16 protein-coding genes are annotated in these 12,751 nt (G+C 30.6%); 12 read left to right on the top strand and 4 right to left on the bottom strand.

The window, feature by feature from the left end:
• The 10 genes from RWS90_RS06830 to RWS90_RS06785 all read left to right on the top strand — a co-directional run.
• Nucleotides 1-446: transcriptional regulator GutM (locus RWS90_RS06830; RefSeq protein ID WP_314549878.1), on the top strand; the 446-nt coding region annotated here is incomplete at its 5' end.
• A 19-nt stretch (nt 447-465) separates the two neighbouring features.
• On the top strand, nt 466-1,011 hold the full coding sequence (locus RWS90_RS06825; RefSeq protein WP_314549875.1) for a glucitol/sorbitol-specific PTS transporter subunit IIC: 546 nt from the start codon (nt 466-468) through the stop codon (nt 1,009-1,011).
• Nucleotides 1,012-1,028: 17 nt separating this feature from the next.
• Complete coding sequence (locus RWS90_RS06820) at nt 1,029-2,030, top strand: glucitol/sorbitol-specific PTS transporter subunit IIBC (protein ID WP_314549874.1); 1,002 nt, start codon at nt 1,029-1,031, stop codon at nt 2,028-2,030.
• Nucleotides 2,031-2,125: 95 nt separating this feature from the next.
• The gene (locus tag RWS90_RS06815; protein WP_314549872.1) at nt 2,126-2,482 is read left to right on the top strand and encodes a PTS glucitol/sorbitol transporter subunit IIA; all 357 of its coding nucleotides are present in this window, start codon (nt 2,126-2,128) and stop codon (nt 2,480-2,482) included.
• 17 nt (nt 2,483-2,499) lie between these two features.
• Nucleotides 2,500-3,297 (top strand): SDR family oxidoreductase, encoded by a 798-nt coding sequence (locus RWS90_RS06810; RefSeq protein ID WP_314549869.1) that lies wholly within the window; start codon nt 2,500-2,502, stop codon nt 3,295-3,297.
• Between the two features lie 98 nt (nt 3,298-3,395).
• Entirely contained in the window at nt 3,396-4,073 is a 678-nt protein-coding gene (locus tag RWS90_RS06805) for an HAD family phosphatase (RefSeq protein ID WP_314549868.1), read from the top strand.
• Nucleotides 4,054-4,725 (top strand): transaldolase family protein, encoded by a 672-nt coding sequence (locus tag RWS90_RS06800; protein ID WP_314549866.1) that lies wholly within the window; start codon nt 4,054-4,056, stop codon nt 4,723-4,725. Before RWS90_RS06805 ends, RWS90_RS06800 begins: the two co-directional genes overlap by 20 nt.
• Before the next feature lie 40 nt (nt 4,726-4,765).
• Nucleotides 4,766-4,912, top strand: a complete 147-nt coding sequence (locus RWS90_RS06795) for a hypothetical protein (protein WP_314549865.1) — start codon at nt 4,766-4,768, stop codon at nt 4,910-4,912.
• A gap of 88 nt (nt 4,913-5,000) precedes the next feature.
• Nucleotides 5,001-5,699, top strand: a complete 699-nt coding sequence (locus RWS90_RS06790) for an HAD family hydrolase (protein WP_314549863.1) — start codon at nt 5,001-5,003, stop codon at nt 5,697-5,699.
• A gap of 113 nt (nt 5,700-5,812) precedes the next feature.
• Nucleotides 5,813-6,811, top strand: a complete 999-nt coding sequence (locus RWS90_RS06785) for a D-2-hydroxyacid dehydrogenase (RefSeq protein WP_314549860.1) — start codon at nt 5,813-5,815, stop codon at nt 6,809-6,811.
• Between the two features lie 293 nt (nt 6,812-7,104).
• On the opposite strand, the gene mscL is transcribed toward RWS90_RS06785, so the two are convergent.
• Nucleotides 7,105-7,473 carry a large conductance mechanosensitive channel protein MscL gene (gene mscL / locus RWS90_RS06780; protein WP_314549858.1) on the bottom strand — a complete coding sequence of 123 codons (369 nt, stop codon included), beginning with the start codon at nt 7,471-7,473 and terminating at the stop codon, nt 7,105-7,107.
• 446 nt (nt 7,474-7,919) lie between these two features.
• Here mscL and RWS90_RS06775 point away from each other — a divergent pair, with 446 nt between their 5' ends.
• Nucleotides 7,920-8,354 (top strand): LytTR family DNA-binding domain-containing protein, encoded by a 435-nt coding sequence (locus RWS90_RS06775; protein WP_314549857.1) that lies wholly within the window; start codon nt 7,920-7,922, stop codon nt 8,352-8,354.
• A gap of 11 nt (nt 8,355-8,365) precedes the next feature.
• Nucleotides 8,366-8,809 carry a DUF3021 family protein gene (locus RWS90_RS06770; RefSeq protein ID WP_314549855.1) on the top strand — a complete coding sequence of 148 codons (444 nt, stop codon included), beginning with the start codon at nt 8,366-8,368 and terminating at the stop codon, nt 8,807-8,809.
• 114 nt (nt 8,810-8,923) lie between these two features.
• Here RWS90_RS06770 and RWS90_RS06765 read toward each other — a convergent pair whose 3' ends face one another.
• From RWS90_RS06765 to RWS90_RS06755, 3 genes are all read right to left on the bottom strand, one after another.
• On the bottom strand, nt 8,924-9,442 hold the full coding sequence (locus tag RWS90_RS06765) for a DUF948 domain-containing protein (protein ID WP_314549852.1): 519 nt from the start codon (nt 9,440-9,442) through the stop codon (nt 8,924-8,926).
• 60 nt (nt 9,443-9,502) lie between these two features.
• The gene (murC, locus tag RWS90_RS06760; protein WP_314549849.1) at nt 9,503-10,807 is read right to left on the bottom strand and encodes a UDP-N-acetylmuramate--L-alanine ligase; all 1,305 of its coding nucleotides are present in this window, start codon (nt 10,805-10,807) and stop codon (nt 9,503-9,505) included.
• Nucleotides 10,808-11,222: 415 nt separating this feature from the next.
• Nucleotides 11,223-12,751: LPXTG cell wall anchor domain-containing protein (locus RWS90_RS06755; RefSeq protein ID WP_314549847.1), on the bottom strand; the 1,529-nt coding region annotated here is incomplete at its 5' end.

Genomic DNA, 12,751 nt, shown 5'->3' with positions numbered 1-12,751 from the left:
GACATATGAATTTAATAGTTTTAGGAATACTCTTTATTTTAGCATTTATTTTACAGTATGCTCTAACTTATATTCAGTTAAATAGCTTTAAACGAAGTTACAGTAAACTTAGAAGAATAGGAAGAGTAGTAATAGGAAGAAAAAAAGGGGCTGCGCGAGCAGGTGCAATAGTTATGTTAGCAATAGATGATAACGATAAGGTTGTTACAGGGGAAGCTATGCAAGGTGTAACAGTGCTTGCTAGATTTAGAAAATTCGAATATTTTAATGGTCTTAAAGTAGGGACGATAAATAGGGAAGATTGTAAGGTGATAAACTTATCATCATCATTAACTAGTGCGGTACTCGATGGAGTTGTTAATTATAAAACAATTTCTGCTGGTGGACAGATTGAAATGGAACAAAGTCCATTTGAGAAATTGGCAAAAAAATTAAAATTAAATTAAATATTATAAGGAGGACAATATGGATTATATTGTTAAAATAGCTTCAGGCTTTACAGGTTTATTTGACGAAGGTGCAAAAGTATTCGTAAGTTGGGTTGGAGGAATCGTACCGAAAGTATTATTACTTCTTGTATTTATGAATGCATTAGTTGCTTTTATTGGACCACACAGAGTAGAAAAATTTGCTAAAGTGTGTTCTAAAAATGTAATTTTAGCTTATGGGATTTTACCGTTTATTTCGGCGTTCATGTTAGCGAATCCGATGGCATTATCTATGGGTAAATTTTTACCAGAACGTATGAAACCTAGTTATTATGCATCTGCATCATATCACTGTCATACAAACAGTGGGATATTTCCACATATCAATGTCGGAGAAATTTTTATTTACTTAGGTATTGCAAATGGTATTACGCAATTAGGATTAGATGTTACACCATTAGCGATTAGATATCTTCTTGTAGGATTAGTAATGAATTTCTTTGCTGGATGGGTTACAGATTTTACAACAAAAATTGTTATGAAACAACAAAAAATAGAATTAAGTAATGAGTTAAAAGCATAAAATAAGGAGAATTAATTATGACTTATGGAACAATAAAAATAGAAAAAGGTAGCGGTGGTTTTGGTGGACCTTTAGTAATTACTCCAAAACCAGGGAAAGATAAAATTTTATATATTACAGGTGGGGGAGCCGAGCCTGAAATCGTAGAAAAGATTGTAAAGTTAACAGGAGCCACTGCTGTAAACGGATTTAAAACATCAGTATCAGATGAAGAAATTTTCTTAGCAATTATTGACTGTGGTGGAACATTACGTTGCGGTATTTACCCACAAAAAAGAATTCCAACAGTTAACATTATGCCTGTAGGACCAAGTGGACCACTTGCTAAATTTATTAAAGAAGATATCTATGTTTCTGCAGTAGGATTAGATCAAATCTCTTCAGCTGAAGGTAGTGAAGAAGTAGTAGTTGAGAAAACTCAAGAAGAGCCAAAACGTGAATTTAAATACAGTGCAGATAAAAAAGTTTCTCAAAGTTTAGCGGAAAATTCAAAATCATCTGTTATTCAGAAAATCGGTATGGGTGCGGGTAAAGTAGTTCACACATTATATCAAGCTGCAAGAGATGCGGTTCAATCAATGATAACAACAATTTTACCATTCATGGCATTTGTTGCGATGTTAATAGGGGTTATCCAAGGATCAGGATTTGGTAACTGGTTTGCTAAATTATTAACTCCTCTAGCAGGAAATATTTTTGGATTAGTAGCTTTAGGATTTGTATGTTCTATTCCATTATTATCTGCGTTACTTGGTCCTGGTGCAGTAATTGCTCAAATTATCGGTACTTTAATAGGGGTTGAAATCGGGAAAGGAACTATTCCACCACAATTAGCGTTACCTGCATTATTTGCAATTAATACACAGTGTGCTTGTGACTTTATCCCAGTCGGTCTAGGTCTTGCGGAAGCTGAACCAGAAACAGTAGAAGTAGGAGTAGTATCAGTACTTTACTCAAGATTTATTATTGGGGTTCCAAGGGTTATCGTAGCTTGGTTAGCAAGCTTTGGAATGTACTAATTATATATTTAATAGGAAGCGATTATCGCTTCCTACATAAACGACAATGTCGACCGTAAAAAATGAAATAAAAGATTAATAAAGGAAGAATGAGTATGATAATTTATGAAAATACAATAAAAAGTAAAGGTAGTCTTGTAGGTGAATTTGGGGATGGTATGTTTATCCTTTTTGGAGATAATGCACCCGATATGTTAAAAGATTATTGCTATGGCATTGATGTAGTACCTACTAATGAAACTATAGAAGTTGGTCAAACATTAATAGTAAATGGAGAAGAATTTGAAATTCTTGGTGTTGGCGATGTAGCAGAGAAAAATTTAGTAGATTTAGGTCACTTAACAGTTCATTTTTCAGGAGATTTAGATAACTTATTGCCTGGCGCAATTGTGGTAGAAAACAAAAGTTGTCCTAAGATTGATATAAATACAAAAATTACAATAAATAAATAATATAAGGAGAAAAAATTATGAGTTGGTTAAATTTAGAAGGAAAAACAGTAGTGGTAACAGGTGGAGCATCAGGAATTGGTGCGGCCGTAGTTGATGAGTTCTTAAATCAAGGATGTAATGTTGTAGTAAGTGACCTTACAGAAATAGAATCTGATAATGATAAATTGCTATATGTAAAATGTGATGTTACTAATAGAAGTGATGTCAAAGAAGTTGTGGCTAAAACTGTAGAAAAATTTGGAACAATTGATATTCTTGTAAATAATGCAGGAATTAATATTCCTCGTTTATTAGTGGATAAAAATGCCCCTGAAGGAAAATATGAGTTTAGTGACGAAGTATATGATAAGATTATGGATATTAATGTAAAAGGTTTATTCATTTTCTCTCAAGAGGTTGGACGTATACTAGTTGCTAAAGGTGGTGGTGTAATAGTAAACATGTCTTCAGAATCTGGATTAGAAGGATCAGAAGGACAAAGTATTTATGCCGCAAGTAAAAATGCTGTAAACTCACTTACACGTTCTTGGGCAAAAGAACTGGGTAAATTAGGAGTTAGAGTAGTAGGTGTAGCACCAGGTATATTAGAAGCGACAGGACTTAGAACATTAGCTTACGAAGAAGCGTTAGCCTACACTCGTGGAGTAACAGTAGAACAAATTCGTGCGGGGTATACAAGTACAAAAACTACTCCACTAGGAAGAGATGGGAAATTATCAGAAGTTGCGGATTTAGTTGCATACATAGCAAGTGATAGAGCAAGTTATGTTCATGGTGTTACGTATAATGTAGCAGGTGGAAAAACAAGAGGTTAATAGATGAAATAGGGGAGATTCCCCTATTTTTTGTAGTTTGTGATTTTTTATTATTTCTATTATAATGATTGTAAAGAACAAAAAGTGAGGTTGGTTAAATGGATATAAAAGCTGTGTTATTTGATATGGATGGACTAATGGTTGATACGGAAAGTTTGGCGACTGAAGCGTTTATTCATAGTGCGAAAAAGCAAGGATATGATATGACAAAAGAAGAGACACTTCTAGTATTAGGATTTACTACTAAAAGTATTTATGACTTTTGGGAAAATTATTTCAAAAATTCTGATGTTAGTGGAAAACAACTAGTAGATAATCATTATAAATATATAGAAGATATTTTATTTACCACAGGGCCAAGGAAAATGCCATATATCGAAGAGTTATTAAAATATTTGAAAAATAGTAATTATAAAGTAGCGGTAGCATCATCATCTAGTATGAACCACATAATAAATAATATGGAAAAGACTGACTTGAAGAAATATATAGATGAGTTTGCTAGTGGAGCTGAGGTTGAAAATGGGAAGCCGGCACCGGATGTGTTCTTATTAGCTGCAAAGCGCTTAGGTGTAAAACCAGAAGAGTGTTTAGTTTTAGAAGATTCTAAGGCTGGTGTGATAGCGGGGAGTTCGGCAGGAGCTAAAGTTATTATGGTTCCTGATATGTTTAAACCAGATGAAGTTTGTAAAGAAAAAGCTTATAGAATTGTTAATAATCTGGGAGAGGTTATAAGTATTTTAGAGGAGAAAAACAATGAAAATTTTAATAGATAGTGCAGATGTAGAAAAAATTAAAGAAATATCGAAATATAGAGAGATAACAGGAATAACGACTAATCCAACAATCTTATCGAAAGTAGAAGGAAATATTAAAAATATTTTAAAAGAATTAAAGCAATTTACTTATGATAAATATGAAATTCATATACAAACAACAGAAAGTGAAGTTGAAGGAATATTAAGTGAAGCAAGAGTACTTAGAAAATTTTTTGGAGAAACATTTTATATAAAAATTCCTGTAACAAAGGCTGGATTAGAAGCTATTAAACTCTGTTCAAGCGAGGGGATTAAGGTGACAGCTACAGCAGTTCTAAGTCCTATGCAAGCATTGGCTGCTGCCATGAATGGAGCAAGTTATGTAGCGCCGTATGTGAATAGAATGGAAAATGTTGGACAAGATGCAACAGAAACAATTTCTGTAATAAGTGATTTATTAATAGATTATCCAACAGAGATTTTGGCTGCGAGTTTTAAAAATATAAAACAGATTCAAGAAGTCTTGCTTCAAGGAGCTGGAGCAGTAACTATATCTCCTGAATTAATAGAAACAAGTGTTTGGCATCCTTATACAGATAAGTCTGTTATAGACTTTGAAATTGATTGGAAAAATAAATTTGGTGATAAAAAAATTATTGATATGATATAATAGTAGATAGAATAAAATTTGTTTAGAAATGGAGAATAGTATGGATAATATAAATAATGTAGAAAGTATGACAGATAAACAATTTATAGAGTATAAAGAAACGCTTCTAAAGTTAGTTTTAGAGAAGTTAGAAAATAGTGAAACGATAGAAGAAGCAAAAAATAAAATAGAAAAACTAATGAAATAATTTTTAAAACCAACTCAATAAATAATTGAAGAGCTTAAGCTGAATAATTATGATGATATTGAGTTGATTTTAATATAAGGAGAATAACGTGATAGGTCTTGTTTTTGATGTAGATGATACGTTGTATGAACAGATAGTTCCATTTGAGAATGCGTATAGAAGTTTATTTGATATGGATATCGATATGGAGAAGTTTTATCTTTTAAGTAGATATTATAGCGATGTGAAATTTGAGGCTTCAAGAAATGGGGAGATGACTATGGATGAATATCATATTTATAGGATTCAAGAAGCGGCTAAGGATTTAGGTGTGTTTTTGACTGGTGAACAGGCACTTAGTATACAAAGAGAGTATAAAATAAATCAGCAGAAACTGCAAATGTCTAATATAACTATTAATATTTTGAAACTTGCTAGAAAAAATAACGTTAAACTAGGTATTATAACTAATGGACCAAGTGAACACCAATGGTCTAAGATAACTGCATTAGGTGTTGAAAGCTGGATTGGTAGGGAAAATATTATAGTCTCTGGAGATTATGGTGTAAATAAACCAGATGTTAGAATATTTGAGATTATGCAAGAAAAGTTACAACTTCCTAATGATTCTCTATACTATATAGGAGATTCAGTAGAAAATGATATAGTTGGAGCGAATAATGCAGGCTGGAAGTCTATTTGGATAAATCGTTATAAGCAAAAATCACCAAAGGAAGTAGATATTTATAAAATAGCGGAAAACAATAATGAATTGTTTGAAATTATTGAAAAAATTTTTGAAAAGTAAAATAAAATTGTTTTAGTAAGTTAATTTTTATGGTAAAATTAGTTATATTGATTTTATTAGAAGTTCACTAGAATAAAATTGAACTAGTGCTTTGTCTAAGGAGGAAAAAAAGTATGAAATTAGTATTTTTTAATTTAAGAGAAGATGAAAAGAGTGCTTTAGAAAGTTGGAGAAATTCTCACCCTGAGGTTGAGGTTGATGTTTATACTGAAGAGCTTTCATCAGCTAATAAGCACTTATTAGAAGGAAAAGAAGGTGTAGTTTTAGCACAAAATAAACCTTTCGAACGTGATGTATATGAATATGCAAAAGAGCAAGGTATTAAAGTATTTGCGACACGTTCTGCCGGTTTTGATATTTATGATTTAGAATTAATGTCAGAGCTTGGGATTAAAATGACGAATGTACCATCATATTCACCAAATGCTATTGCTGAACATGTTCTTACTTCTGCGTTACGTATTAGTAGAAATACAAATAAAATTCAACGCAATATAGAAAAACATAATTTTTCTTGGAATCCAGGGATATTATCTCGTGAACTTAGGACTTTAACAGTAGGTGTTATAGGTACTGGAAGAATAGGTACTCAAGCTGCTCGATTATTCAATGCTTTAGGGTCTAAAGTTATAGGTTATGATGTTTATCAAAACGAAGCGGCAAAAGAAGTGCTAGATTATGTTGAGAATCTAGATGACTTAATAGCGAACTCTGATATCATTACTATTCATATGCCGGCTATTAAAGAATACAACCACATGGTAAATGATGAATTTCTTGCTAAGATGAAAGATAATTCAATCTTACTAAACGCAGCTCGTGGTATGCTAGTAGATACTAAGGCTGTTTTACGAGCTTTAGATAGCGGTAAACTTCTTGGTGTAGGGCTAGATGTTTACGAAAATGAAGGTAAATATGTTCCTAAAAACTTTGAAGGAAAAGAGTTTGATGATGAATTATTACAAACGCTAATAGATCGTGATGATGTAATCTATACACCTCATACAGCGTTTTATACAGAAACTGCAATCCAAAATCTTGTAGAAGGTGGATTAGAAGCAGCTGTTGAAGTAATTACAACTGGAGCGTCGGCTAATGTTGTAAATAAATAAAATGTAGAAGAACGGGCTGAGACAAAAGTCCTAAAATTTAACAAAGTATATATGAGAACTCATAGACGCAGTGGTTTATTGATTTCAAAAATAGCTTTATAAAAGCTTTTTAGACATCTAATAGACTGTGTGGGAGTGACTCGACAAAATCTTGTTTCTTAAGAAATCACGATTTTGTCGAGTCACTCCCTTTTTTTTATAGGAAAGAATTTTTTAAATTGATTTAGTGATTTTTAAGAAGGGTGAACATAGAAAAAAGATCTGACATTGTCAGACCTTAAAAATTTAATATTTTATTTTTTTAGTAAATCACGGATTTCTTTAAGAAGTTCTTCTTTAGCATCAATTTCTGGTGCTTTTTCTTCATCTTCTTCTTTAGACATTTTGTCTTTAGCTGTGTTGATAGCTTTAACAAAAATGAAGATTGCGATTGCTGTAATTAAGAAATCAATTGTAATTTGAATGAAGTTTCCGTATTTAATATTATTCCAAGCTAAGTTAGTGAAGTCTGGTTTAGCAGGGAAAAGTAATCCAATTAATGGCATCATAATATCAGTTACTAATGAACTAACGATTTTTCCGAAAGCAGCCCCCATGATAACCCCGATAGCAAGATCTAATACATTTCCTTTAAATGCAAATTTTTTGAATTCATTTAACATAAAAAATATCTCCTTTTAAAAATTAATACTAAAGTATATTATATCAAAATATCAATAAAATCAAGGATAAGAACTCACTTTTATGAAAAAACAAAAAGAAAACATATTCTAATCTTAATTGTCATATTATTTTGGGTTTGACCTAAAAGTCCTAAATCTTAAAAAAGTGTATATGATAACTCATAGACGCAGTGGTTTATTAATATCTAAATTCGTTTTATAAAAGCTTTTTAGATATCATATAAACTGTGCGGGGATAACTCGACAAAATCTTGTTCTTAAGGAATCACGATTTTAGAGTCACTCCCTTTTGTTAAGTGAAATATACTGTATTTGTAATTAGTATATAAATTACCGAATAAACAAGAAAACTAACCGAATATGCATTATCTATAGATTTTTAAATATTTATTATATAAAATATAATTATGAAAGGAGCTAAAGATATGAAAGTTGAATTAAATATAGATAAGAAATTTGGAGAAACAATAGTTACTATATCAACAAATAAAGTGAATGATGAGATTCAAAATTTAGTGAATTATATAGAAAATAAGGAAGATTACTTTATAGGAGTTTTAGATGGGAAAGTACGTTTATTAAATACGGAGGATATTATAAGGGTATATGTTGAAGATAGAAAAGTATATGTAGTTACAGTTGAAGGTAGATTTATTGTTAGAAAAAAATTATATGAAGTGCAGAATACATTAACTAAGAATTTTATAAAAATATCTCAAAGTGAAATAGCTAATGTTAAATATATTCATAGCTTAGATTTAGGATTGAGAGGAACAATAGTTATAAATTATAAAAATTCGGATATAAGTTATGTATCACGTAGGATGTTAAAAGAATTTAAGATGAAATTAGGATTATAGGAGGTATTAAAATGAAATTATTTCAAAAAATTGTAATATTTATGTTGTTAGGGGTAGGAGTAGGAAACGTTATTAATCTAATATTTGATATTTTGTATGGTCAGTTTTATCCTGGTATGCCATTGTATATTCAGAGTTTTGATAATCTAAATACGGCAGTATTAATTCAAACCTTAGTATATGCTATTTTAGGTTTATTACAAGGATTAGCTGGTAAAGTATTTCAAAGTAAGTTAAATGATAATATAGTAATAGTATTTGTATCACATTATTTTCTTATTATGTTACCACTTGTGTTAGCGGGTTATTATTTGAAATGGTTTAGTAGTCTTACTACTTTAATTTTAATGCTGATTACAGCTACTGTGGTTTATATTTTAATAGGAATAGTTCGATATTTTAGTATTAAAAATAGTATAAGTGAGATAAATATAAAATTAAGAGAGAATATGTAAGATTCAGTTGTCCAAAAGGAGGAGCAACACAAATTAATGATTTTGTGTTGCTCCTATAATCTTTTTATTAATTGTATAATACTTTTTAAAGGATATTTTATTCCAATTTAAATATTATTTTTCTTGTTCTACTTTATCTTTCTTTAAGAATTTATTAAGTAAGTTAGAAGCTTTAGCTTTATTTTCTTCTACTTTTTCAGAAAGATTTTCGATTTTTTCATCAGTATTTTTTTTGAATCCAGTAACATTAGATTTCACATTATCAACTGAAGATTGTAATCCGTTGATAGATGTCGCTAATCCTTCTGCTGAATTGAATAGCGGATCTAATTTTTCAGATTTAACTTGTAGATCTTCCGCCAGGATATTTGTATTTTGTAATAAAATATTAGTTTCTTCCATAATAGGCTCTAAGTTACTTTCAACTTTTTTAACTGTGTTATTTAAATCTTTAGCAAGAATAAGTGCTTCTTCAGCGACATTTGTGACATCTTCTACACATTCAGTAGCAACGTTTAGAGATTTTCTAACAGTTCCAAGTGTAATGGCTGTACTGATGCATAGGATTAGAACTCCTACACCTGCTAAAAAGATTCCAGCATATGCTAAAATTAACCAGTTTATATCTAACATAAAAATTTTCCTCCTTGAGTATAACTAATTATATTGAAAATTTGATGATAATATAATTAATTATTTTGATTTTTGTTCTATAAATTTATGACAAAGTTTGTTTATATTTCCAGCACCCATAAATAGGAAAACACTATTATCAAAATTAAGTTTATCAAAATCGTCTTCTTTATTTATTATTTGAGCTCCTTTAGTTACTTTTTGTAAATCTTCTATTCCCACGATTTTTTCTTTTTCACGAACAGAAGCAAAAATTGGACAAAGGAATACTCGATCGGCTGTTTCCAAACTTTCAGCGAATTCGTTTAAGAATTTAGCTGTACGTGTATAAGTGTGTGGCTGGAAGATAGCGACAACTTGTTTATCTGTATATTTTCTACGTGCACTATCGATAGTTGCTTTTATTTCGCTTGGATGGTGAGCGTAGTCATCTACTATTACATTATTCCCAAGTTTATGTTCACTAAATCTTCTCTCAGCAGGTTTGTACATATCAAGTGCTTCTTGAATTTTTTCTACACTGATTCCATTTAAATCTGCTAAGGCAATAGCAGATGTGGCATTAGAAATATCATGTAACCCAAAAACAGCCATAGTAAATGTTCCTAATAACTCAGAGTTTTTGTAAATATCGAATTTACTGTGTTCTGATGTTGTTTGAACATTTTTTATTTGATAGTTATTTCCATCGTTAAATCCATATGTTACTGTTTTTGCGTGTGCAGGTTTAAGTTGTGAAGCAAGACGATCATCTCCGCAGATAACAACTGTATTTTTAACTTGATTTACAAAACTTTGAAAGGCATCAAACATATCGTGTTCATCATTAAAATAATCTGGGTGATCAAAATCTATGTTTGTTACAACTGCATAATCTGGATGGTATGCAAGGAAGTGTCTATAATATTCACATGCTTCCGCAATTATATATTCAGAATTTTTTTCACCGTGACCAGTTCCATCTCCAATTAAGTATGATGTAACGTGATTATGTTTAAAAATATTACTTGCCATTGTAGTTGTAGTTGTTTTTCCATGTGCGCCAGTTATAGCGATTGATGGCACTTCAGAAAGAAGTTTTCCAAGGAACTGAGCATAAGTATATGTTTTTAAACCTAACTCTTTTGCTCTTCTATATTCAATATGTGTATCATTGAAAGCGTTTCCTAGTATTACTTCATAGTTTTCTTTGATATTTTCCGTTCCATAACTAAACATTGGAATGTTTCTTTGTTCTAATTTTTCTTGTGTAAAAAAGTATGTTTCTTCGTCTGAACCTTGTACTTCATGCCCCATATCATAAGCGATTTGTGCAAGTGAACTCATACCGGATCCTTTAATACCTATAAAATGATATTTACTCATTATCATATCTCCTAAGTTTTTCTAATAAACTAAAAAATTTCCTTATTATTTTTCCATAAGCAATTCAATTTTACAACAAAATTGATAAAAATTCAATTGATAGGAATATTTTATAGAAGGATATTTTCAAAAATTTTCTTAGTTTTTTCATGTAATTAATTAAAGATTGATATACAGTGCTTTGATGGAATAGGATTTGAAGTATGATAATTGAGCAGCTCGAAAATGAATTTTATCGAGCTGCTCATCTTTAATCTCTTGGATATTTATAATTTGTAGAATATGCGGTATTAATTTTATAAGTATTGATTTTTAAACTATTCATAGTTTTGATAGCATATTTGTGATACTATATATAATCTTTATATTCATTAGTTTGAGATTTTTATTTAACATCCTGTATTTTCTCTTATTCCTATCTTCTGTTTTTTCTTCTAGAGAAGATTACTGCTCCGCTTAAAATTAATCCTAAAGTGACTAATGAAGCTAAGTTAGAATTTGCTAATCCAGTTTTAGGTAATAATTTGTTAAGTGATGTAGTATTTGAATCTACAGAAGTTGGATTTAGATTATTTGTAGGTTTTTTACTATTTGTACCATCAGGGATAATTGATGTATTATCATTATTTGAAGTAGAATTTTCACTAGGAGAATTACTTGGTTTGTTTGCGTTAGATACTATTGCGAATTTACTGAAGTGATCTATTTCAAATGTTACAACACCATCTTTTGTAGTTGAATTTATAAGCTCTAACTCCCCGTTATCTTTTATGTGATAGATAGCGACATCTTTTTCTCCTTCTTTTAATACTATAGCTACAGTACGTTTTGAGTTTGAGTCAACAACAGTGTTGTTTTTATCAAGAAGTTTCAAGTCTAATATTCTGATTTGATTATCTGCTGGTAAATTTAATTTTTCTAAAACTGTAGTTGTTAGGGCTTTATCTTCTACTGGTGTTACTGATAGTTTTGCTGTGTTTGTTTTGTCTGTTAGGGTAACTTTAACTCCAGAAGCATCGTTTGAGAATATATTATTTATAATATTGTCAGATGGATTTGAGTTGCTTTCAGGTTTAACTACATTAGAATCGTTATTACCTGAGTTAGAGTTATCGCCAGGTGTAACTGTAGTAGAATTATTGTTACCTGAGTTAGAGTTATCGTCAGGTTTTTCTGCAGTAGAATTATTGTTACCTGAGTTTGTGTTGTCGCCAGGTGTAACTGTAGTAGAATTATTGTTACCTGAGTTAGAGTTATCACCAGGTGTAACTGTAGTAGAATTGTTGTTGCCTGAGTTAGAGTTATCGTCAGGTTTAACTACATTAGAATTATTATTACCTGAGTTAGAGCTATCGCCAGGTTTAACTACATTAGAATTGTTGTTACCTGAGTTAGAGTTATCACCAGGTGTAACTGTAGTAGAATTGTTGTTGCCTGAGTTAGAGTTATCGCCAGGTGTAACTGTAGTAGAATTATTGTTACCTGAGTTAGAGTTATCACTAGGTGTAACTACATTAGAATTGTTATTACCTGAGTTAGAGTTATTTTCTTTGTCAGTTTTATGTTTAGTATATTGTTCTAAGGCTTTATCTAAGTTTGATTTTTCTTCTTTGACTTTCTCTATAGATTTTTCTTCATCGTATACTTTTTGAGCTTTTTCAGTAGCTTCTTTTAATTTAGTATATTCTTCTTTATTAATCTCAGTTTTATCTTTATCATCGTTAACTAGTATTTTAGCTGTTTCTAGAGGTAAAAGAAGATTTGCTTTTTCAGTAGCAAGTTTTTTAGCTGTTTGATCAGCTTCAGATTCGTTAGGTTTGTTACCTTCGTTGTTAGAGTTTTCGCTGTTACCGTTAGAAGAGTTACCTTCGTTATTAGTAGGATTATCGACTTTGTCGTTAGGTTTGTTTCCTTCGTTGTTAGAGTTTTCGCCGTTACCGTTAG

Origin of the sequence: uncultured Gemella sp. (assembly GCF_963529685.1) — a bacterium.
Lineage (GTDB): Bacteria > Bacillota > Bacilli > Staphylococcales > Gemellaceae > Gemella.
The sequence above is the reverse complement of the archived record's forward strand: the minus strand, read 5'-3'. Positions and strand labels throughout refer to the sequence as shown.